21 protein-coding genes are annotated in these 22,049 nt (G+C 74.5%); 6 read left to right on the top strand and 15 right to left on the bottom strand.

Annotated features, from left to right (window positions below; genetic code table 11):
* The first annotated feature begins 4 nt into the window (after positions 1 to 4).
* The gene (locus tag BLS70_RS13250; RefSeq protein WP_091768657.1) at positions 5 to 202 is read left to right on the top strand and encodes a hypothetical protein; all 198 of its coding nucleotides are present in this window, start codon (positions 5 to 7) and stop codon (positions 200 to 202) included.
* A 4-nt stretch (positions 203 to 206) separates the two neighbouring features.
* Entirely contained in the window at positions 207 to 851 is a 645-nt protein-coding gene (locus tag BLS70_RS13245; RefSeq protein WP_218122410.1) for a CPBP family intramembrane glutamic endopeptidase, read from the top strand.
* A 13-nt stretch (positions 852 to 864) separates the two neighbouring features.
* On the opposite strand, the gene BLS70_RS13240 is transcribed toward BLS70_RS13245, so the two are convergent.
* From BLS70_RS13240 to BLS70_RS13170, 15 genes are all read right to left on the bottom strand, one after another.
* A complete protein-coding gene (locus tag BLS70_RS13240; protein WP_091768654.1) occupies positions 865 to 2,625 on the bottom strand; it encodes an alpha/beta hydrolase in 1,761 nt (586 codons plus the stop codon).
* Positions 2,626 to 2,697: 72 nt separating this feature from the next.
* Positions 2,698 to 4,302: a SpoIIE family protein phosphatase gene (locus BLS70_RS13235; protein WP_091768651.1), complete on the bottom strand. Its 1,605-nt coding sequence runs from the start codon at positions 4,300 to 4,302 to the stop codon at positions 2,698 to 2,700.
* A 142-nt stretch (positions 4,303 to 4,444) separates the two neighbouring features.
* On the bottom strand, positions 4,445 to 5,197 hold the full coding sequence (locus tag BLS70_RS13230) for an SRPBCC family protein (RefSeq protein WP_091768648.1): 753 nt from the start codon (positions 5,195 to 5,197) through the stop codon (positions 4,445 to 4,447).
* Between the two features lie 9 nt (positions 5,198 to 5,206).
* Positions 5,207 to 6,070, bottom strand: coding sequence for an FAD binding domain-containing protein (locus BLS70_RS13225; RefSeq protein ID WP_091768645.1), 864 nt, complete (start codon positions 6,068 to 6,070; stop codon positions 5,207 to 5,209).
* Positions 6,067 to 8,562 (bottom strand): xanthine dehydrogenase family protein molybdopterin-binding subunit, encoded by a 2,496-nt coding sequence (locus BLS70_RS13220; protein ID WP_091768641.1) that lies wholly within the window; start codon positions 8,560 to 8,562, stop codon positions 6,067 to 6,069. The genes BLS70_RS13225 and BLS70_RS13220 overlap by 4 nt, the downstream gene beginning before the upstream one ends.
* Positions 8,559 to 9,080, bottom strand: a complete 522-nt coding sequence (locus tag BLS70_RS13215; protein WP_091768638.1) for a (2Fe-2S)-binding protein — start codon at positions 9,078 to 9,080, stop codon at positions 8,559 to 8,561. Before BLS70_RS13215 ends, BLS70_RS13220 begins: the two co-directional genes overlap by 4 nt.
* 98 nt (positions 9,081 to 9,178) lie before the next feature.
* Positions 9,179 to 10,300: an XdhC family protein gene (locus tag BLS70_RS13210; protein ID WP_091768635.1), complete on the bottom strand. Its 1,122-nt coding sequence runs from the start codon at positions 10,298 to 10,300 to the stop codon at positions 9,179 to 9,181.
* Entirely contained in the window at positions 10,293 to 11,372 is a 1,080-nt protein-coding gene (locus BLS70_RS13205) for a vWA domain-containing protein (RefSeq protein ID WP_218122425.1), read from the bottom strand. Before BLS70_RS13205 ends, BLS70_RS13210 begins: the two co-directional genes overlap by 8 nt.
* Before the next feature lie 88 nt (positions 11,373 to 11,460).
* Positions 11,461 to 12,378, bottom strand: coding sequence for an AAA family ATPase (locus BLS70_RS13200; protein ID WP_091768630.1), 918 nt, complete (start codon positions 12,376 to 12,378; stop codon positions 11,461 to 11,463).
* 19 nt (positions 12,379 to 12,397) lie between these two features.
* Positions 12,398 to 12,823: a molybdenum cofactor biosynthesis protein MoaE gene (locus tag BLS70_RS13195; protein ID WP_218122409.1), complete on the bottom strand. Its 426-nt coding sequence runs from the start codon at positions 12,821 to 12,823 to the stop codon at positions 12,398 to 12,400.
* Positions 12,820 to 13,410 (bottom strand): nucleotidyltransferase family protein, encoded by a 591-nt coding sequence (locus BLS70_RS13190; RefSeq protein ID WP_091768626.1) that lies wholly within the window; start codon positions 13,408 to 13,410, stop codon positions 12,820 to 12,822. Before BLS70_RS13190 ends, BLS70_RS13195 begins: the two co-directional genes overlap by 4 nt.
* 43 nt (positions 13,411 to 13,453) lie before the next feature.
* Positions 13,454 to 14,500 carry an ABC transporter ATP-binding protein gene (locus BLS70_RS13185; RefSeq protein WP_091768624.1) on the bottom strand — a complete coding sequence of 349 codons (1,047 nt, stop codon included), beginning with the start codon at positions 14,498 to 14,500 and terminating at the stop codon, positions 13,454 to 13,456.
* Positions 14,497 to 15,297: an ABC transporter permease gene (locus BLS70_RS13180; protein ID WP_176946406.1), complete on the bottom strand. Its 801-nt coding sequence runs from the start codon at positions 15,295 to 15,297 to the stop codon at positions 14,497 to 14,499. The genes BLS70_RS13185 and BLS70_RS13180 overlap by 4 nt, the downstream gene beginning before the upstream one ends.
* Positions 15,294 to 16,073: a molybdate ABC transporter substrate-binding protein gene (modA, locus tag BLS70_RS13175; RefSeq protein ID WP_255362456.1), complete on the bottom strand. Its 780-nt coding sequence runs from the start codon at positions 16,071 to 16,073 to the stop codon at positions 15,294 to 15,296. Before modA ends, BLS70_RS13180 begins: the two co-directional genes overlap by 4 nt.
* 52 nt (positions 16,074 to 16,125) lie before the next feature.
* Positions 16,126 to 16,521, bottom strand: a complete 396-nt coding sequence (locus tag BLS70_RS13170; RefSeq protein ID WP_091768621.1) for a TOBE domain-containing protein — start codon at positions 16,519 to 16,521, stop codon at positions 16,126 to 16,128.
* An 80-nt stretch (positions 16,522 to 16,601) separates the two neighbouring features.
* On the opposite strand from BLS70_RS13170, the gene BLS70_RS13165 reads away from it, so the two are divergent.
* The 4 genes from BLS70_RS13165 (at position 16,602) to BLS70_RS13150 (ending at position 22,014) form a co-directional block, all read left to right on the top strand.
* Positions 16,602 to 17,828, top strand: a complete 1,227-nt coding sequence (locus tag BLS70_RS13165) for a DUF2786 domain-containing protein (protein ID WP_091768618.1) — start codon at positions 16,602 to 16,604, stop codon at positions 17,826 to 17,828.
* 93 nt (positions 17,829 to 17,921) lie between these two features.
* Entirely contained in the window at positions 17,922 to 19,661 is a 1,740-nt protein-coding gene (locus BLS70_RS13160; protein WP_091768615.1) for a RecQ family ATP-dependent DNA helicase, read from the top strand.
* Between the two features lie 103 nt (positions 19,662 to 19,764).
* On the top strand, positions 19,765 to 21,429 hold the full coding sequence (locus BLS70_RS13155; RefSeq protein WP_091768612.1) for a carbamoyltransferase family protein: 1,665 nt from the start codon (positions 19,765 to 19,767) through the stop codon (positions 21,427 to 21,429).
* Positions 21,430 to 21,546: 117 nt separating this feature from the next.
* Positions 21,547 to 22,014: a DUF4383 domain-containing protein gene (locus tag BLS70_RS13150; protein ID WP_091768609.1), complete on the top strand. Its 468-nt coding sequence runs from the start codon at positions 21,547 to 21,549 to the stop codon at positions 22,012 to 22,014.
* Positions 22,015 to 22,049 lie beyond the last annotated feature (35 nt).

Genomic DNA, 22,049 nt, shown 5'->3' with positions numbered 1-22,049 from the left:
GCGCATGAGCATCTTCGACAAGGCCAAGGCGAAGGCCGAGGAACTGCTGGGCCGCGCCGAGCAGGTGTACGGCGAGTCCCACGGGGACGCCGCGGCCACGGTCGCCGGCGAGGCCCACGTCATGGAGGCCCAGGCCGAGGAAGAGGCACTCGAGCGCGCGGAGCAGCGGGACGACGACGACGGGCTCGCCGGCGCCCGCTGACGTGGTGCGCCGCTGGCTGCCCCTGGTCGCCACCTCCGGGGCGTTGCTGGCGTGGAGCAACGTCGCGGTCCCGCTGTTCGGCTCCGGTCCGGGCACCCGCGCGGCGATCAACGGCGCCGCGGCGGCGCTCCTGCTGTTCGTGGTGCGCGGCTGCGGGCTGAGCCTCCGGGAACTGGGCCTCGACCACCGGACGTGGCGCTCGGGGGCTCGCTGGGGTGGGGCGGCGCTGGCCGCCATGGCGGTGGGCTACGCCGTGGCGCTGGCGATCCCCGCCGTGCGCGATGCGCTGGCCGAGTCCTCCGAGGGCCTGACGCCCGGCGAGCTGGCCGTCCGTGCGCTGGTGGTCATCCCTCTGGGCAGTGTCCTCGCGGAGGAGCTCGCGTACCGCGGCGTCCTCCTGGCGCTGGCCCGGCGTCAGCTGTCCGATCGCGCCGCCACGCTGGTCACCGCCGGCGTCTTCGGGCTGTGGCACATCAACGGCGCCGCGGAGTCCACCGCCGTCGGCACGGTGCTGCTGACCGGTGCCGGCGGGGTGGTCTTCACCTGGCTGCGGTTGCGCAGCGGCAGCCTGCTGGCGCCGATCGGGCTGCACCTGGGCACCAACAGCCTGGGCGAGGTCGCCGGAGCGGCCGCCGACGCCCTGCGCTGAGGCGCTGGCCGGGTCAGTCGAGGAAGACGGCGCGCGCCCGCTCGGTGTCGGCGGCCGTCCATCCTGACGGCGGGGCGACGATGGCCCAGGCGTCGACCAGCTGGGCGCCGTAGTTGTGCCCGTACCCCATCGGGGGCGAGGCCGCGTTGGTCAGGTCGGCCGACACCTGCCAGAAGGTGATGACCGGGTACCAGGACATGGCCGGGGACACTCCCTCCCCGCGCGGTTCCTCGAGCCAGTCGGGCCGACGGAAGAGCAGGTCCCAGGACCACCACACCACCGGATCGGAGGGGTGCATCAGGTAGGCGGTGCGCGGCTGGAGCCAGTCGTTGTCGGGCTCGAGCAGGTCCTCCGGGGAGTTGCCGAACCGCACCACCAGACCGTCGGCGTACACCGGGGCCACCTCGCGGGTGCCGGGGTCCCGCCGCTCGATCAGCGTGCGGCGCAGCTCGTTGCCCTGCGGCGGTCCCGTCCAGAGGACGCCGTCGGTGCGTGCCCGGATGTCCGCGAGCCCGTCGAAGGCCGACTCCCCGCCCATGGTGCCGAGGCTGGTGCCGTAGACGAGCAGCCGCGGCCGGTCGGCCACCGGCATCGCGTCGACCCAGTCGGCCACCGCATCGATCAGCGCGCGGCCCTCCTGCACGACCCGGTCGCGATCGAAGAGGAAGGACAGCCAGCTGGGCAGGTAGGAGTACTGGGTGCCGACGACGGCGGTGTGCCCGCCGTACATGAGCTCCAGCGCCCGTGGCGCGGCGGAGTCGATCCAGCCGGTACCGGTCGTGACGATCACGCAGACCACGTCGCGCTCGGCCGCTCCCGTGCGCTCGAGCTCGGCGACGGCGAGTTCCGCGCGCGCCGCCGGGGTGTCCCGCCCCTCGATGCCCACGTACACCCGGATGGGCTCGGGCACGGCATCGGCCGAGAGCCCGGCCGCCGTGGCGATCTCGTCGGACGAGGGGCCGCCGGCGACGAACTCCTGTCCGTAGGTGCCCAGGGTGTCCCACGCGGACAGGGACGACGGCGATCCCGATCGGGTGGGCGACCGCGGCTGCTCGACGCCATCCGGGGTCTGCTCGTTGGCCACGCTGAAGCTGGTGTCCGCCGCCGAGAGCGCCCAGCGCAGCACCACCCCGTCGAGCAGCCCCACGGTCACCAGCGCCACCACCACGGCGGCGATGCCCTGCGCCACCCAGGCGGGCACGGGGAACCGGCGCCGCAACAGCTCGGCGAGCTTCCGGGCGAGCAGTCGCAGAGCCCGGAAGAGCGCCACGATCAGCGCGGCCAGGACGACGATCAGCGGCGCGGACCGCAACGTGCCCGCGCTGTGCTGCTCGGGGAGGCCGACCAGCGGGCGGACGTCGTGCTGCCAGTCCGCGGCGACGACCAGCCCGACGAGGAGCGCCACGGGCACCGCGACCAGCAGCCCCGCCCAGGCGCAGCGGCGCACCGCTGCCGGCACCACCCGCCGAACCCAGTGGGCGGCCTGGGCTTGGACCGGCGTGCGGCGCACCACCCAGGCCAGGGCCGTCCCGACGCCGTACCCGGCCGCGGCGGAGATCCCGCTGACCACTCCCTGGAAGGCCCAGTCGCGCGGGAGGATCGACGGTGTCATCGCGAGCAGGGCGAACGCGGTGGCCACGAGGAGGCCCGTGGGGTCGCACCGGAGCGTCCGCCAGCCGCGTCGGTCCAGCAGGTGGCGGGGTCCCTCGCTCGCCGCGCCCAGCCGCTCGTCGGAGCGGATCCAGGCGACCAGCGCCGCCCCGCCGGCCGTCACGGGCCAGACGGTACCAACGAGCAGGCCGTTCGGAGCCGGCTCCGGCGCCGGCCGTGGCCCTGGTGCCGGGCGCTAGTCCCGGCGTCCCGGACGGCGGAACAGCCGGATGGCCACGAGGGCGACGTCGTCCTCGGGCCGGCCGCTCACCAGCCGCTCGATGATCTCGTCGCACAGCTCGCCCAGCGGCCGGTCGGCCAGCTCCACGGCGGCCTGGCGGAGCCGCTCCATGCCGACGTCCAGGTCGCTGGACCGGCGCTCGATGAGGCCGTCGGTGAACATGAGGACCGTCGTACCGGCGGCCAGGTCGACGACGGACTCCTGGCGCACGGCGTCCGGGTCCACGCCGAGGAGCAGGTCGCCCTGCCACTCGCCGAGCTCGCGGAGGGTCCCGTCGGGGTGGATCACCAGCAGCGGCAGGTGCCCGGCATTGGACCAGCGCATGCGGGTCAGGTCGTCGGGCACCCCGTCCTGCTCGAAGCGGGCGATCGCCGCGGTGGCGTAGGTGCCCACCTGCAGCTGGCTCATCGCACCGTCCAGACCACTGAGCACCGCCGCGGGCGGCCCGTCGCTGAAGGTGGCGATGCCGCGCAGCAGCGCGCGGAGCTGCCCCATCATCGCGGCGGCCTCGGTGTCGTGCCCGGCGACGTCCCCGATGACCAGCATCGTGGCCCCGCACGGCTGGACGAAGGCGTCGTACCAGTCGCCGCCGACGCGCGCCGCCTCGGCGGCCGGCGTGTAGCGGACGACGATCTCGGCGTAGTCGGGCTGCAGCGGCGCGGTGAGCAGGCTCCGCTGCAGGCCCTCGGCCAGCTGACGCTGCTCGTCGAAGAGCCGGGCGTTGTCGAGCACCAGCCCGATGCGGTCGGCCACCTGGCGGGCGGTGCTCAGGTCCGCCTCGCTCGGCGGTTGCGGCCGGCGCATGAGCAGCGTCAGGGCGCCGACCACCCGCCCGTGTCCCCGGAGCGGCAGCGTCACGGCGTGACCGACACCCACGCCGAGGAAGATCCGGCGGGCCTCGCCCTCGGGCAGCGACGCCAGCGCCTGGGCGCCGGAGAAGGAGATGGTCTCGCCGTCCCGCAGCGCCCGCAGGAGAGGCGCGTCCGGGGGCAGGTCGGCCAGGCGCACCTCCGCGTACCGCTCGATCAGCCGCCGCGGCTCCGGGTCTACGTGCCAGGAGCCGACGTCCCGGGGGCGGCCGTCGGGATCGATGACGGTGAGCAGGCACCCGTCGGCCAGCCGGGGCACGACGAGCCGCGGGATGCGGGCGACGGCGGAGTCCAGGTCGAGGGTGGCCCCGAGCTCGGCGCCGATGCTCTCGAGCACCGCCAGCCGGTCCTGCGCCGTCTGCCGCTCCGTGATGTCGGTGAAGTACAGGTGCACTCCGTCCTCGACCGGCACGGCCTCCGCGCTGTACCAGCGGTCGAGCGGTTCGGGGTAGAAGGCCTCGACGGTGGTGGTGACGCGGTCGTCCATGGCGGTGCGGTAGGCGCGCCCGAACTCGTTGTGCAGGTTCTCGGGGTAGGCGTCCCAGAAGTCGCGCCCCACCAGGCCGGCCGCGTCGATGAACAACGTGCGCTCGGCCGCGGGGTTGACGTGCGTGATGATCCATTCGGCGCTGATGGCCATGAAGCCGACGGGCATCGAGGCCAGGACGTGGTCGCCGTCCGGCAGCGTCATGCCCGTGCCCCCTCCGGTCGTCCGCCCGCCGCGCGGACGCCCGGAGAAGCGCGACGCACGAGAGCCGTCGCGGATCAGTTATGCCACGCCGGGTCGTGTCCGCTCAAGTACCCACGGCCGAAACGGCCGTCGGTGCGCCGGATCAGCGACGGCGGCGGCCCAGTAGGAAGACCAGGAGCAGGAGACCGAGGCCCGCGGCCGGGCCCGCGTACCGGCTCGCGGCGGCCCCGCCGGCGACCTCGAGCAGGTTGATCGGCTCGGGCTCGGTGGTCGGCTGCTGCAGGGGGCGCGGAACGGACGGCACCGACGCCACCGCCGCCGCGACCGGCGCGACCTCCGGGGACAGCGCGCCTTCCGGGGACACCGCGCCTTCCGGGGACACCGCGCCTTCCGGGGACACCGCAGGTGCCGGGACGGTCGCCGCGGCCGGGGACGTCGCGGCCTGCTGGTCGCCGGCGCCGAGCTGGGCGGCCAGCCGGTCGGCGAACTGGCCGAGCAGCTTGTTGCCGACGTCGGTCATCACGCCCCGGCCGAACTGGGCCGGCCGGCCGGTGATGTTCAGGTCGGTGAGGACGTCGACCCGCGTGCGCTCGCCCTCGGCCGCGAGCGTCGCGGTGACGACGGCCGACGCCGTGCCGTTGCCCCGCTGGTCCCGGCCCCGGGCGTCGATGACCGCGCGGTGCGCCGCCTCGTCCTTCTCGACGAACGACGCCTTGCCTTGGTAGGTCAGCGTGATCACCCCGAGCTTGACCTTCACCCGGCCGGTGAAGTCGTCGCCGGTGACCGAGTCGAGGGCGGCGCCCGGCATGCACGGCGCGATGCGCTCGATGTCGAGCAGCACGCGCCACGCCTCGTCGACGGGCACGGGGACGGTGAAGGAGTTCTCGAGTTGCACGTGAAACCCCTACGCCGGGAGGCCGGCGGCCGCCGCGACCGCCCGGCGGGTGAGGACCCGGGCCAGGTGCTCGCGGTAGTCCGCCTTGGCGTTCAGGTCGTCGCTGGGCGCGGTGCCCTCGGCCGCGTGCGCGGCCGCCCCGGCGATCGCGTCGGCACCGGCGGCCACGCCGGCCAGCGCCTGCTCGGTCGCGGTCGCCCGCAGCGGGGTGGGGCCCATGTTGGTCAGCCCGATCCGCGCCTCGGCGATGTGCCCGTCCTCCCGTCGCACCGCCGCCGCCACGGCGACGATCGACCAGGCCTGCGCCACCCGGTTGAACTTCTCGTAGTGCATCCCCCACTGGCCGGCCAGCTTCGGGACCCGGATCTCGACCAGGATCTCGTCCTCGGCCAGCGCGGTCGTCAGGTAGTCCACGAAGAACTCCCGCGCCGGCACGGTGCGGCGGCCTGCCGGCCCGGCGATGACGAACTCCGCGTCCAGGGCGAGCGCGACCGCCGGCAGGTCACCGGCCGGGTCGGCGTGCGCGAGCGCTCCGCCGAAGGTCCCCCGGTGGCGCACCTGGCGGTCGGCGACGGTCTCGGTCGCCTGGGCGATCAGCGGCGCGTGCTGCGCGATCAGCGGGTCGCTGACGACGTCGGAGTGGGTGGTCATCGCGCCGATCACGAGCGCGTCGCCGTCCTCCCGGACGCCGCGCAACTCCGCCACGCGGGTCAGGTCGACGACCACGGACGGCGCGGCCAGGCGCAGCCGCATCACCGGGATCAGCGACTGCCCGCCGGCGAGGATCTTGGCGTCCTCGCCGCCGTCGGCGAGCGCCCGGAGCGCCTCGTCCACCGTGGCCGGTCGGACGTAGTCGAAGGGCGCGGGGATCATCGGTCGCCTCCCAGGCGCGACTCCGGCGTGGAGACGCCGGCGGTGGTCTCGGTCTGCGCGCCGCCATAGGCGTTGGTGCCCGCTGTCGCGCGGTCCCCGCCGTCCCCGCCGTGATGGAGGGCCCGCCACACGCGTTCCGGGGTGAGCGGCATGAGGATGTCCGACACCCCGAGGTGGCGGACGGCGTCGAGCGCGGCGTTGACGACGGCCGGCGTCGAGGCGATGCAGCCGGCCTCGCCGACCCCCTTGGCCCCGATCGGGTTGCCCGGCGCCTCGTGCACCGTGTTGGCGGTGTCGAAGTGCGGCAGGTCGGCGGCCGAGGGGACGAGGTAGTCGACGAACGTGCCGGTGGTGAGGTTGCCGTCGACGTCGTAGACGGCCTCCTCGTACAGCGCCTGCGCGATGCCCTGGGCGAGGCCGCCGTGCACCTGGCCCTCGACGATGAGCGGGTTGACGATCTTCCCGACGTCGTCGACGCACGCGTACTTGCGGATCTTCACCATGCCGGTCTGGGTGTCCACCTCCATGGCGCAGACGTGCGTGCCGTGGGGGAAGGAGAAGTTGACCGGGTCGAAGGTGGCGTCGGCGTCCAGCGAGGGCTCCACGCCCTCGGGGAAGTTGTGCGCCGCGAAGGTCGCCAGCGCCAGCTCCTGGATGGACACGCCCGTGCCCGGGGTGCCCCGCACGGAGAACGTCCCGCCCTCGAACTGCAGGTCCTCCTCGCTGGCCTCCAGGAGGTGCGCGGCGACGGTGCGGGCCTTGGCCACGACCTTCTGCGCCGCGTTGACCACCGCGGCGCCGCCGACCACGAGCGACCGGGAGCCGTAGGTGTCCAGGCCACGCGGGGAGATGGCCGTGTCGCCGTGCAGCACCTCGACGTCCTCGAAGGGGACGCCGAGCTCGTCGGCGACCAGCTGGCTCCACGCCGTCTCGTGGCCCTGCCCGTGCGGGGTGGAGCCGGTGACCACCTCGACCTTGCCGGTGGGGAGCATCCGGATCGAGGCGTGCTCCCAGCCGCCGGCGCCGTAGGAGAGCGAGCCGAGCACCCGGGAGGGCGCCAGGCCGCACATCTCGGTGAAGGTCGAGAAGCCGATGCCGAGCTGCACCGGGTCGTTCGACTCACGACGCCGGCGCTGCTCCTCGCGCAGCTCGTCGTAGCCGAGCAGCTCCAGCGCCTGCCGGGTCGCCTCGTCGTAGTCGCCGCTGTCGTACTCGAGCCCGGCCACCGTGGTGAACGGGAACTCCTCGGCCCCGATCCAGTTCTTCCGGCGCAGCTCGAGCGGGTCCATGCCCAGCTCGACGGCCAGCTCGTCCATGATCCGCTCGATGGCGAAGGTCGCCTCGGGCCGGCCGGCGCCCCGGTAGGCGTCGGTGGGCGTCTTGTTGGTGAAGACGCCCTGGCAGTCGAACCGGTAGGCGGGGAACTTGTAGATCGCCGGGAACATGAAGGCGCCCAGGATGGGCACGCCCGGCGTGACCAGCCGCAGGTAGGCGCCCATGTCCGCGAGGATGTGGACCTTCAGGCCCAGGACGTTCCCCTCGCGGTCGGCCGCGATGTCCACGTACTGGATCTGGTCGCGGCCGTGGTGGCCGCTCATCAGCGACTCGCTGCGGGTCTCGGTCCACTTGACCGGCTTGCCGAGCCGCTTGGCCACCAGCAGGGTGATGACCTCCTCGGGCGTGACCTGCAGCTTGCCGCCGAACCCGCCGCCGACGTCCGGGGCGATGACGCGCAGCTTGTGCTCCGGGACCCCGGTGGTCATCGCCAGCATGATCCGCAGGATGTGCGGCACCTGGGTGGAGGACCACATCGTGTAGTTGTCGCCCTGGGGCTGGACGACGGTGGAGCGCGGCTCCATGAACGCCGGGATTAGCCGCTGCTGGACGAACCGCCGTCTCACCACCACGTCGGCGTTCGCGAACGCCTCGTCGGTGTTCTGACCGGTGCCTGCGTCGCCGGCGTCGAAGATCCAGCGGAAGCTCTCGTTGGACGCCACGTGGTCGTGGGTGAGGGCGGCGCCGTCGGCGAGCGCCTGCTCCATGTCGAGGACGACGGGCAGCGGGTCGTAGTCGACGTCGACGAGCTCGACGGCGTCCTGGGCGGCGGCCTTGCTGCGGGCCACGATGACGGCGACCGCCTCGCCCACGTGGTTGACCTCGTCCACGGCGACCGACGGGTGCCCGGGGTTGACCATCTCCGGCGTCACCGGCCAGGCGCAGGGGATCGAGCCCTGCTCCTCGGCGAGGTCGCGGCCGGTGAACACGGCGACGACGTTCGGCGCCGAGCGGGCCGCCTCGACGTCGATCGCGCCGAGCTTCGCGTGCGCGACCGGGCTGCGGACCACGGCGAGGTGCAGCATCCCGGGAAGCACCATGTTGTCGGTCCAGGTGGTCCTCCCGGTGATGAGGCGGGCGTCCTCCTTGCGCTTGCGGGCCTGCCCGACCTCCTTGGCCGGGGCCTCGACCGCCGGCCGGTCCTCCACCGCGGTCATGCCTGCGCTCCGAGCGTGTCCGGGGCGGCGGGGGCGCTGCCGCGCATCTCGGCAGCCGCCTGCTGCACGGCGCGGACGATGTTCTGGTAGCCGGTGCAGCGGCAGAGGTTGCCCTCGATGCCCTCGCGCACCTCGTGCTCGCTGGGGTCCGGGTTGTCGGCCACGAGGTCGATCGACGCCATGATCATCCCCGGTGTGCAGTAGCCGCACTGCAGGCCGTGCATCTCGTGGAACGCCTTTTGCATGGGATGCAGCGAGCCGTCCTGCGCTCCGTCCCCTCCCGAGATGCCCTCGATGGTGGTGACCTCGCTGCCGTCGGCCTGGACCGCCAGCACCGTGCAGCTCTTCACCGCCTCGCCGTCCAGGTGCACCGTGCAGGCCCCGCAGTTGCTCGTGTCGCAGCCGACGACGGTGCCCACCTTGCCGAGATGTTCCCTGAGGTAGTGGACCAGGAGGGTCCTGGGTTCGACGTCGTCCGTGTAGGACGCCCCGTCCACGCGCACCGAAATCTGGGTCACGGATCCTCCGCTCTGGCCACCTGGGCTCGGTCACCTGCAGCGGAGTCTTACGCAAGAAAAGTGACTTAGGCCACACTTACCTGCGCGGCGGTCGCGGGTCAGCGTTCGGCGGTGCGGTGGATCGGCCCCTCGGTGCCCGCCAGCCGCTCCCCCGAGCCGCCCCAGCGTCCGGCGATGATCTCCGCGGCGATGGACACGGCGGTCTCCTCCGGCGTGCGGGCGCCCAGGTCCAGCCCGATCGGCGAGGACAACCGGGCGAGCTCCGGCCCGGTCAGGCCTGCCTCGGCGAGCCGCGCCATGCGTTCCTCGTGCGTGCGCCGGGAACCCATCGCGCCGACGTAGGCCACCGGCAGCCGCAGCGCGACCTCCAGCAGCGGGACGTCGAACTTCGGGTCGTGGGTGAGCACGCACAGCACGGTGCGCTCGTCGATCCGCCCGGCGTCCACCTCGGCCTGCAGGTACCGGTGCGGCCACTCCACGACCACCTCGTCGGCCTCGGGGAAGCGCCGCGGCGTGGCGAACACCGGGCGCGCGTCGCACACCGTGACCCGGTAGCCGAGGAAGGACCCGACCCGCGCGACGGCCGCGGCGAAGTCGATCGCGCCGAAGACCACCATCCGCGCCCGCGGAGCGAAGGCGTTGACGAAGAGCTCCAGCTCGTCGCCGCGCCGCTCGCCGTCGTGGCCGACGTGCAGCATCCCGGTGCGGCCGGCGGCGAGCATGCCGCGGGCGTCCGCGGCGACGGCGTCGTCCAGGCGCTGCGTGCCGAGGGTGCCCGAGGCGCGGTCCGGCCAGACCACCAGGCGCCGGCCGAGCCGGTCGTCGGGGCCGGCGACGCAGGTGACGACGGCGACCGGTTCGTGCCGGTCGACCGACTGCTTGACCTCGCCCAGCTCGGGGAACGACTCCCGCGAGACCGTCTCGACGAAGACGTCGAGGATCCCGCCGCAGGTCAGCCCGACGGCGAACGCGTCGTCGTCGCTGACCCCGTAGCGCCGCAGCGCCGGCTCGCCGGTGCCGACGGCGTCCTGGGCCTCCTCGTAGACCGCGCCCTCGACGCAGCCGCCGGAGACGCTGCCGACCGCCGTGCCGTCCGGGCCGACGAGCATGGCGGCGCCGGCCGGCCGGGGAGCGGAGCGCCAGGTGGCCACCACCGTCCCCATGCCGACGGTCTCCCCCGCCTGCCACCAGCCCACCAGTTCATCGAGAACATCACGCACGCTGGATCACCCCTGTCAGCTCCTCGAACGCGGCCATGCTGTGCCCGGCGACGAAGTGGTCGACCGAGGGCAGCGCCGCCCGCATGCCCGCGGCCAGCGGTTCGTAGCCGGGCCGGCCCTTGTGCGGATTCACCCACACCACGGCGTGCGCCAGCCGCCGCAGCCGCGCCATCTGCTCCGCGAGCACCTCGGTGCCGCCCCGCTCCCAGCCGTCGCTGCACACGACGACGACGGCGCCACGGGCCGTGCCGCGCTGGCCCCAGCGGTCCAGGAATGCCTTGAGCACCTCGCCGAGCCGCGTGCCGCCCGACCAGTCCGGGATCGCGGAGCCGCCGGCGGCCAGCGCCCGCTCGGGGTCGCGCAGCCGCAGCTCGCGGGTGACCCGGGTCAGCCGGGTGCCCACGGTGAACACCTCGGTCGACGTCGGTCGGGAGCGCACCGCCACGTGGGCGAAGCGCAGCAGCGCGTCGGCGTAGGGGCTCATCGAGCCGGACACGTCGACCAGGAGGACGACGCGGCGGGCACGCGGGGCGGCGCGCCGGTGCAGCAGCCGGGTCACCTCCCCGCCGTCGCGCAGGGCGCGGCGCACGGTGCGCCCGGGGTGGACGGGGCCGGCCGGGCTCGGCCGCCGGCGCCGCGAGGGACGCATCGGCGCGGCCGGCCGCAGCACGGCGAACAGCCGGCGCAGGTGCTCCAGCTCCGCCGGGCCGAGCTCCGCCACGTCGCGGTGCCGCAGCACCTCCGCGGCGCTGGCCCGGACGGCGAGCTCCTGGGCGCCGGGCTCCGCTCCGTCGCCGGAGCCGGCGTCGAGCGGGGCCATGGCGGAGACCACCCGGCGCGCAGGCGGTGCGCTGCGCGGGGCGCGGGGTCGCTGGCCGCCGAACCAGGCGGAGAAGGCGGCGTCGTAGCGGTCCAGGTCGTCGGGGGAGGAGCAGAGGGTGAGCCGGCCGGCCCAGTAGACGTCGCCCGCGTCGAGCACGTCGAGCGCGCCCACCGCGGCGAGCATCGCCTCGACGCGGTCGGGGGACGCCGCCACCCCGGCCGCCCGCAGGGTGCGGGCGAACCCCAGCATGGTGTCCACCACATCGTGAGGTGCTGGAACGGCCCCGTCCAGAGGCTCGGCCCGAGCCTGCGAGGGGTGAGGGGGACGGGGTCCTTCTTCAGCCATCGGCGAGCACCGCCTCCACCTGCTGCCGCACCCGCTCGGTGTCCTCGCGGTACTTGAGCACCGCGCCGAGCGTGCGGGCGGCGGTGTCGGGGTCCAGCTCGCGGGCGCCCAGGGTGTGCAGCGCGGCCGCCCAGTCCATCGCCTCGGCGATCCCCGGGGGCTTGAGCAGGTCCAGGGTGCGCAGGCGGGCCGTCGCCCGGGCCACCTCGCGGGCCAGCCGTTCGGTCACCTCGGGCAGCCGCCGGCGCAGGATCGCCACCTCGCGGTCGAAGCCGGGGTGCTCCAGCCAGTGGTACAGGCAGCGCCGCTTGAGGGCGTCGTGCACCTCGCGGGTGCGGTTGGAGGTGAGGACCACCAGGGGCGGCGTCGTCGCGCGCACCGTCCCGAGCTCCGGGATGGAGATGGTGAAGTCGGAGAGGACCTCGAGCAGGAACGCCTCGAACTCGTCGTCGGCCCGGTCGATCTCGTCGATCAGCAGCACCGAGGGCGAGTCCTCGAGCGCTTGCAGCAGCGGGCGGGCGAGCAGGAAGCGCCGGTCGTAGAGGGAGGCCTCCAGCGCGCCGGGGTCGTCGGCGGCGTGCGCGGCCTCGGCGGCGCGCAGGTGCAGCAGCTGGCGCCCGAAGTCCCAGTCGTAGAGGGCCTGGCTGGCCTCCAGGCCCTCGTAGCACTGCAGCCGGTAGATCGGCCGGCCGGTGACCTCGGCGAGCGCGTGCGCCAAGGCGGTCTTGCCGACGCCGGCCTCGCCCTCCAGGAACAGCGGACGGTGCATCGCCAGGGCCAGGTACGCGGCGGTGGCCAGCCCCTCGTCGGGCAGGTAGCCGGTGCCCTCGAGCGCCGCCGCGAGCGCGTCCGGGCCGGAGAGGTCGGCCGCCGGCTCGGGCGCGACGTGCTCCGACGTGAGGTGGGTCACGTCCTGAGCATCCCACCGGTCACGGGCAGGCGACCCACTCCTCCTCGCCGTCGGTGAAGACCTGCCGCTTCCAGATCGGCAGCCGCTTCTTCACCTCGTCGACGAGGTCGGCGCAGGCGGCGAACGCCGCGCCCCGGTGGGACGAGCTGACCGCGCACGCCAGCGCGACGTCCCCGATGCCCAGCAGGCCGATCCGGTGGCTGACGGCGACGGCGTGCACGTCCTCGCGCGCGCCGAACTCCTCGGCCAGCTCGGCCAGCACCTGCTCCGCGGTGGGATGGCCGACGTACTCGAGCTCGGTGACCGAGCGGCCGCCGTCGTGGTCGCGGACGACACCGGCGAAGCTGACGACGGCGCCGGCGGCCTTGTCCGCCACGGCGTCCTCGTGCTCGGCGACGGACAGCGGCTCGTCGACGACTCTGGCCATCCGGTGCCCTGGGGTCACGGCGCCGAAGGTACCCCGGGCGGCGGCACGTCCAGATCGGCCGGATCGGCCAGGCCCGTGCAGTCGACCTCGACGACCGTCCCGGTCGCGGAGTGCTCCGCCAGGTAGCGACGGGCCCCCTCGTCGCCGACGGCGCTCCCGGCCACCCCGGCCCAGTGGTCGCGGCCCAGCAGCACCGGATGGCTGCGGACGCCGTCGTAGGTGGCCACGGCGAGCGCGTCCGGCGCGGCGTGGGCGGCGACGGCGGTCAGCGCGGCGGGCGTCATGCCCGGCATGTCGACGAGCGTGACCAGGGCCGCGTCCACGGTTCCGGGGAAGCCACGCAGGCCGTCGAGCCCGGTCCGCAGCGAGGAGGCCATGCCGGTCTCCCAGTCCTCGTTGGCCAGCACGGTCGCTCCGGTGAGGTCGGCGGTGCGCCACACGTCCACCGCCTGCGCGCCCAGGACCACCAGCACGACGTCGCACGCCGCCCGCGCCGTCCGCACCGCCCGCTCGACCAGCAGGCTGCCCTCGTACTCGACCAGCGCCTTGGGCATCCCGTAGCGACGGCCGCCCCCGGCGGCGAGGACGACGGCGGCGCAGGTCATCCCCCCACCCTCCCAGGGCCAGGATGGCCATCGTGGCCCTGGGTCAGCGGGCGTAGACGGCGACCTCGGAGGCCTTCACCGCCGCCCACACCTCCGCCCCGGGCGCCAGGCCCAGCTCGGCGAAGGCGGTCGCGGTCACGTCGGCGACCAGTGGCACCGCGCCGATCAGCTCGCAGCGCACGGTCGTCCCGTGCGGCACCGCGCCGGCCAGCCGCGAGGGCCAGACGTTGCGCGGGCTGCCCTCGGGGCGGGCCAGGTACAGCGCGACCGACTCCGGGCGCACCGCCGCGAACACCGGCCCGGAGACCTCCTCGGCGACCGCCACCTCTCCCCCGCCGTCCAGCCGCACCGTCCGGCCCGCGCCGGTGCCCGGGAGCAGGGAGAGACCGACCAGCCGGGCCACGTAGTCGGTGCGGGGGCGCCGCCCAACCTCCGTGGGTGTCCCGGCCTGCACGACGCGCCCCTCCTCGACGACGACGACGCTGTCGGCCAGCGCCATCGCGTCCACCGGGTCGTGCGTGACCAGCACCGCGCTGCCCCCGAAGTCGGCCAGGTGCCGGCGCAGCTCGGCCCGGACGGTGAGGCGGGTGCGCGCGTCCAGCGCCGACAGGGGCTCGTCGAGCAGCAGCAGCGCGGGCTCGCCCACCAGCGCCCGGGCCAGCGCCGCGCGCTGCGCCTGACCGCCGGAGAGCTCGGCCGGGCGCCGTCCGCCCAGCCCGTCCAGCCCGACCCGGGTCAGCCAGCCGTCGGCGGCTGCGCGCGCCGCCGTCCGCCGCTCGCCGCGGGTGCGCAGCCCGAAGGCGACGTTGTCCGCGACGGTGAGGTGGGGGAACAGCAGGGCGTCCTGGAACACCATGCCCAGCCGGCGGCGGTGCGGTGGCAGGAACGCGTTCCCGCCGTCCCAGACCTCGCCGTCGACGGTCACCCGGCCCGCGTCGGCCCGCAGCAGCCCGGCCAGCACGCGCAGCAGGGTCGACTTCCCGGCGCCGTTGGGCCCGAGGACGGCGAGCACCTCGCCGTCGGCCACGTCGACGTCGACGTCGAGGGCCAGCGATCCGCGCTGCACCGCCACCTGCGCGGAGAGGCTCACGGCGTGGCCCGGCCCAGCCAGCGGTCGCGCAGCAGCAGGAGCGTGGCGAGCGAGACCGCCAGCAGCACCAGCGAGAGGACGACGGCGGCCTCGGGCTCGCTCTGCAGCGCCAGGTACACGGCCGTCGGCATCGTCTGCGTCGTCCCCGGGAAATTGCCGGCGAAGGTGATCGTGGCCCCGAACTCGCCCAGCGCCCGGGCCCAGCAGAGCACCGCCCCGGCGGCGACCCCCGGCGCCACCATCGGCAGCGTGACTCGGCGGAAGGTCGTCCACCGGTCGGCGCCCAGCGTCGCGGCGACGTCCTCGAACCGGGCGTCGGCGGCCCGCAGCGCGCCCTCGACGCTGACCACGAGGAACGGCATGGCGACGAAGGTCTGGGCGATGACGACGGCGGCCGTCGTGAACGGGATGGTGATGCCGAAGGCGTCGTCCAGCCAGGAGCCCACGATGCCCTGCCGGCCGAGCACGAGGAACAGCGCGACGCCGCCGACGACGGGCGGGAGCACGAGCGGGACGGTGACCAGCGCCCGCAGCACGGTGCGACCGCGGATGCGGGACCGCGCCAGCACCCAGGCCAGCGGGACGCCGAGCACCAGGGAGACGGCGGTGGCGGCGGTGGCCGAGAGCAGGCTGAGGCGCAGCGCCTGACCGACCCCCGGCGCGGTGAGCTGCTCTCCCAGCGACGACCACGGCGCACGCACCAGCAGCCCGACCAGCGGCAGGACGAGGAAGGCGACGGCCAGCGCGGCCGGGACGGCCAGCGGCACGGGGACCCGCGCGGTGCCCGGGCGCCTCACGAGGCCGGCCGGAAGCCTGCGTCGACCAGCGCCCGCTGCCCCTCGTCGGAGAGGACCAGCTCGGCGAAGGCCCGCGCCGCCGCGAGGTTCGGCGCATCCTCGAGGACGCAGAGCAGGTAGTCGTTGACCGCCTCCTCCGCCTCCGGAAAGGGGATGCCCTCGACGTCGGAGCCGGCGCTGCGCACGTCGGACGCGTAGACCAGGGCGGCGTCCACCTCGCCGAGCTGCACCTTGGTGAGCGCGGCCCGGACGTCCTCCTCCTCGGTGTCGGGCACCGGGGTGACGCCCGCTGCCTCGAAGACCTGGTCCGCCGCGGCGCCGCACGGGACGGCGGCCGCGCAGACCGCGAGGACGAGGTCGGAGTCGGCGAAGTCCGCGAGGCCGGTCACGCCCCCGGGGTTGTCGGCCGGCACGGCGATCTCCAGCACGTTCCCGGTGAACACCTCGGGATCGGCGGCCTCGAGCCCGGCATCGGTGACCACGGCCATCTGCTGGGAGTTGGCCGAGGCGAACAGGTCCGCGGGCGCACCCTGGACGATCTGCGTGGCCAGCGCCGAGCTGCCGGCGAAGGTGAACCTCACCTCGAGCGAGGGGTTCTCTCCCATCAGACGGTCCCCGAGCTCGGTGAAGACGTCGGTGAGCGAGGCGGCCGCGAACACGGTGAGCGTGCCGCCGAGCTCCCCGCCGTCCCCGGCGACGTCGTCGCCCGAGGACCCGCAGCCGGCCAGCATGCTGACCGCGAGCACGGCACCGACCACAAGTCGCGTCGTCCGCACGGGCGGAACCCTAGCCGCTCCACCGATCCGCAGACACGGATCCGTCACGGGATCAGGGGACGTCGACGCTGACCTGCGTGGCCTTGACCGTCGCGACGGCCCGTACGCCCACCTCGAGCCCGAGCTCGTCCGCGGCCTCCCGCGACATGAGGGAGACGACGCGGAAAGGGCCGGCCTGGATCTCCACCTGCGCCATCACGGTGTCGCGCACGACCCGGGTGACGATGCCGGTCAGCCGGTTGCGCGCCGAGGACGAGCGGGTGGTGCCCGGCGCCGGCGGCTCGTGCAGCTCGGTGGCGACGCGGGCGAGGTCGGCGCCGTCGACCACGGCCGGTCCGCCGCCGTCGCGGGAGGCCGGCAGGCGCCCGCTGTCGATCCAGCGGCGCACCGTGTCGTCGCTGACGCCGAGCAGCGCCGCCGCCTCGGCGATGCGGTACGGGGCGGCCACGGGCCGACCCTAGCCCCGCCTGTGGACGACGCCCCGCCGTCCACAGCCGGGCTCCGGTGACGTCGGCAGGAGGGGGCAGCATGCCCGACGTGATCGACGACGCCTGGCTCCGGGACCTCCTCCAGCACCGGGCCGCCCTGCTCACCGACGCCGAGGTCGCGGCAGAGACAGCCACCGCGCTGGTGGCGCACGGCGTCGACCTCGACGCCGACGGCCTGGTCACGCAGACCCTGCTCGATGCGCTGGACGGGACGTGGGAGCGCGGCTGGCAGCCGGCCGACGTTGCGCACGTGGCCCGCCGGAAGGCGACCGCCGGGTCGGTGCCGCTCGCCCTCGCGCTGATCGCCGAGCACACCCGCCGGACATCGGCCGTCGAGCGGGCGCCGGACACCTGGGTCGACCAGCTGCGCGAGCTCGGCGCGCTCGGCGGGGCGCCGACGGAGGACGGCGCAGTGGTGGCCGCCTGGCAACGGACGGAGCGCCGCTCGCCGGCCGAGTCGTGGCGCATCGCGCTGCAGCTGCTCGGGACGTTGCGCAGCACCGCACGGATCGAGCTGCTCGTGCCGCCGCCGTCGCGCTGGGGCGCCGCCCGGCGGCGTGCCGACGGGCCGGTCACCGGTGGCGACGACCGGGCGCTGCGGGTCATCCGCGGACTGCTGGCCAAGGCCGAGTCCACCGAGTTCGCCGAGGAGGCCGAGGCACTGACCGCCAAGGCCCAGGAGCTGATGACGCGGCACGCGGTCGATGCGGCGGTCCTGCATGGCGACCTGTCCCCCGGTGACGTCGAGACCCGGCGGGTACACGTCGCGGACCCCTACGTGCGGGCGAAGGTGCAGCTCCTGGGGGTGGTCGCGGAGGCCAACGACGTGCGGCTGGTCTTCTACCAGGGGCTGGGCATCGCCACGGTCGTCGGCGGGCGGGCCGACCTCGACGCGGTCGAGCTGCTGTTCACCTCGCTGCTGCTCCAGGTCGCGCAGGGGCTGGCGGCCGCCGAGCAGCACGCGGGGCGGTACGCGTCGCCGCGGACGTTCCGCCGCGCGTTCCTGCTCGGCTACGCGCACCGCATCGGCGAGCGGTTGCAGGACGCGCGCCGGCGCGCCACCGCCGAGGCTGCGGCCGAGCGCGCGGTGGACCTGCGGCCGGTGCTCCGGTCGAGGCGGGAGGCCGTCGACGCCGCGGTCGCCGAGCTGTTCCCGAAGCTCCGGACCAGCCGCAGCCGCGCCTCGGTGGACGCCGGCGGCTGGCACGCCGGCCAGACCGCTGCCGAACGCGCCGACGTCGGCCCGCGCCGCTCGCCGCTGACCTGATCCGCGCCGGTCAGGAACGGTGAATTCGCCGTACCGGTTCCGGGTGAGGCCCGGCGCGGTTTGTCGATCTCTCGCCCAGGGGAGAGGAAGCCGGTGCCGCGCGCCTCTGCCGAAACCCTCCCCGACGACGACCCCACCGACGAGAACCCGGCAGGCGCGACCGCGTCCGTCCGCACCCGCCGCATCCGCCGGATCGCCCGCGAGGTCCTCGGCTACGAGACCTTCCGCCCCGGGCAGGAAGAAGCCATGCAGGCGGTGGTCGGCGGCCGGGACACCCTCGCGGTGCTGCCCTCCGGCGCCGGCAAGACGGCCATCTACCAGGTCGCCGGGCAGCTGCTCGACGGCCCCGTCGTGGTGGTCTCGCCGCTGATCGCCCTGCAGCGCGACCAGGTGCTGCGGCTCACCGAGCTCGAGGAGGAGGCCGGGCGCGCCGCCCAGCTGAACTCAACGCTCTCCGCCGGCGACCAGCGCGAGGCCCTCGAGGGCATGGGTGACGGAACGGTCCGCTTCCTCTTCCTCGCCCCCGAGCAGCTGGCCAAGCCCGACGTCGTCGACGCCCTGGCCGCCGCGCGCCCGGCGCTGTTCGTCGTCGACGAGGCGCACTGCGTCTCGGCCTGGGGACACGATTTCCGCCCCGACTACCTGCGGCTGGGCAACGCGATCGAGCAGCTGGGCTCCCCCACGGTGCTGGCCCTCACGGCCACGGCCGCCCCGCCGGTCCGCGCGGAGATCGTCGAGCAGCTCGGCATGACCGACCCGGCCATCGTGGTCGCCGGCTTCGACCGCCCCGAGATTCGCCTCGAGGTCGACCACCACGCCGACGCCCGCGGCAAGGAGCTCGGAGTGCTCGACCGGGTGCTGGCGGAGATCGGCGAGGGGCGCGGCCCGGGCATCGTCTACAGCGCCACCCGCAAGGGCACCGAGAGCATCGCCGCGGAGCTGCGGGGGCGCGGGCTGCGGGCCGGTCACTACCACGCGGGCCTCAGCAAGAGCGACCGCGAGGACACCCAGCGGGCGTGGATGGACGACGAGCTCGACGTCGTCGTCGCCACCACCGCCTTCGGCATGGGCATCGACAAGCCGGGTACCCGCTTCGTCATCCACGCCGAGCCCGCCGACTCGGTGGACAGCTACTACCAGGAGATCGGGCGGGCCGGCCGCGACGGCGAACCGGCGCTGGCAGTGCTCGTCTACCGGCAGGAGGACCTGGGGCTGCGCCGCTTCTTCGCCGCCGGCACCCCGGCCGAGGAGGAGCTGCAGCAGGTGGCCGGGCTGGTGGCCGCCGCGCCCGCCGCCGGCCTCGAGGACGGGGTGGACGTCAAGACCCTGCGCGAGGAGACCGGCCGCGCCGCCAGCCCGCTGGTCCGCGACCTCAACCTCCTCGAGCAGGTCGAGGCCGTCGTCGTCGACGAGGACGGCGCCGCGCACCCCGCGGAGGGCGCACCCAGTCCCGGCGAGGCGGCTGCGGCCGCCCGCGAACTGGCCGAGCAGCGGGAGAAGGTCGACCAGAGCCGCGTCGAGATGATGCGGGGCTACGCCGAGACCACCGAGTGCCGTCGCCAGTTCCTGCTCGGCTATTTCGGGGAGCAGCTGGACGAGCCGTGCGGCAACTGCGACAACTGCTCCAGCGGGGCCGCCCTCGAGCACCCCGGGGCCGACGACTACGACGTCCCGTTCCCCGCGGAGACACCCGTCGAGCACAGCGAGTGGGGCAACGGCGTGGTCATGCGCGTCGAGGACGACCGGATCACCGTGCTGTTCGACGAGGTCGGCTACAAGACCCTCGCGCTGGCCGCCGTCGTCGCCAACGACCTGCTGCGGATCCGCGGCTGAGCCGTTTCGAGCTGCGGACGTCGTCCGCGGCCTTGATCATCAGCACGACGGCGGGTCGGCGCCTGGAGCAGACGGGCCGCGACCCAGGAGAAGGAGTGCGCACGTGAAGGTCCTCGGCATCAACGCGATCTACCACGACCCGGCGGCGGCCCTGATCGTCGACGGGAAGGTCGTGGCCGCCGCGGAGGAGGAGCGGTTCAGCCGGCGCAAGCACGGCAAGCGCCCCCTGCCGTGGAGCGCGTGGGAGCTGCCCGAGCTGTCCGCTGCCTGGTGCCTCGCGGAGGCCGGCATCCGTCCCGAGGAGCTCGACGCGGTCGCCTACTCCTTCGACCCCGGGCTGATGACGACGCCCGAGGACACCGGCCTGTTCGACGACGGCGACACCATGCGGAAGAAGTACGCCGAGATGGCGCCGGACTTCCTCGCGCACGCGCTGCCGGGGCTCGACCCGGCCAAGGTCCGGTTCGTGAAGCACCACGTCGCGCACGCGGCGTCGGCCGGGCTCGCCGCGCCGGACCACGCGGGCCGGCGCGACAACGCCGTCCTCGTGCTCGACGGCCGCGGCGAGGCGCACAGCCACCTGGCCGGGCGCTACGTCGACGGGCAGCTGGAGATCCTGGCCGGCCAGGCGCTCCCGCACTCCCTCGGCCTCATGTACGAGGAGCTCACCGACCACCTCGGCTTCCTGCGCAGCTCCGACGAGTTCAAGGTCATGGCGATGGCCTCCTACGGCAAGCCGCGCTTCACCGGCGCGCTGTCCGAGCTCATCCGCGCCACGGACGACGGCGGCTTCCGCACCGAGAAGATCGACTTCACCGAGTTCGCCCCCCGGCTGGGCAAGGGCGACCAGTGGACCGAGGCGCACGCCGACCTCGCCGCGAGCATCCAGACGCGCCTGGAGGAGGTGCTGGTCGACCTCGCCCGCTGGGTGCACGCGCAGACCGGCGAGAAGACGCTCACCCTGGCCGGCGGCACCGCGCTCAACTGCGTGGCCAACACCCGCATCCTGGCCGAGAGCCCGTTCGAGCAGGTCTGGGTGCAGCCCGCCGCCGGCGACGCCGGCACCGCCCTGGGCGCCGCCCTCCACGTCGCCCGCGAGCTCGGCGAGGACACCCAGCCGATGCCGGGCGCGGCCCTCGGGCGCGGCTGGAGCGACGACGAGATCGAGCAGGTGCTGCAGACGGCCGCCATCGACTACGAGCGCCCCGACGACGTCGCCGAGGCGGTCGCGGAGGTGCTCGCCGACAACGGCATCGTCGCCTGGTTCCAGGGCCGCAGCGAGTACGGCCCGCGCGCGCTGGGGCACCGCTCGCTGCTCGCCCACCCGGGCCACGAGGCCAACCTCGAGCGGATGAACAACGTGAAGGGCCGCGAGCAGTTCCGTCCCGTGGCGCCCATGGTGCTGCTGGAGAAGGCCCCGGAGATCTTCAGCCGGGGCCCCATCCCCTCCCCGTACATGCTCTTCGTGCACGACGTCGCCGAGGAGTGGCGCGACCGCATCCCGACGGTCACCCACGTCGACGGGACGGCGCGGATCCAGACGATCGATCCCGACAGGCAGCCCCTGGTGCACCGGATGATCTCGGCCTTCGAGCGGCGCACCGGGATCCCGGTCGTCGTCAACACCAGCCTCAACACCGCGGGCCGGCCGATGGTGGACGACCCGCGGGACGCGCTGGAGTGCTTCGGCTCCGCTCCGGTCGACCTGCTGGCGATCGGCCCGTTCGTCGTCCGCCGTGCGAAACCGACGTCCCGCACCGGGGAGTGAGCCGGGCCGGGTCACGATCCGGCCACACGACCGGGTGACCTGCGTTACCGCAGGTCGGGACGGGGTACCGGAGGGTTCCCGCCGCCCTCGGGCGGCACCGACTCTCAGGAGGACCAAATGGCCGCATCCGCGGACCGCAGTGGGACCGGACGCGCCGGGAAGACCTGGCCGGAGCTGCTCGGCCTGGCCTTCGGCGCCATCTACCTGCTGATCGGCATCATCGGCTTCTTCATCACCGGGTTCGACAACTTCTTCGGCAACGAGGCCGCCCCGGGCGTGCACCACGCCGACGAGAACTTGCTCGGCTTCATGATCAACCCGATGCACAACGTCGTGCACATCCTGATCGGCGCCGCCGGTCTGGCCCTGTCCCGCACGCTCGCGGGCGCCCGTACCTACGGCTGGCTGCTGGCCGTCGGCTACGGCGCCGCGTTCGTCTACGGCCTCATCGCCGTCGGCAAGGACTGGGACTTCCTCAACCTGAACGCCGCCGACAACGTGCTGCACATCCTCACCGCGATCGTCGGTCTGGTCATCGCGCTGGGCCCGGTCCGCGACCACGTGGACACCCGCCGCACCGTCTGATCGAACCCGCAAGACCGGGCCGGGTCCGGGCGTCC

The sequence above is a fragment of the Blastococcus aurantiacus genome, assembly GCF_900102425.1.
Lineage (GTDB): Bacteria > Actinomycetota > Actinomycetes > Mycobacteriales > Geodermatophilaceae > Blastococcus > Blastococcus aurantiacus.
Note: the sequence above shows the minus strand (reverse complement) of the source record. Positions and strands in the feature narration are given on the sequence as shown.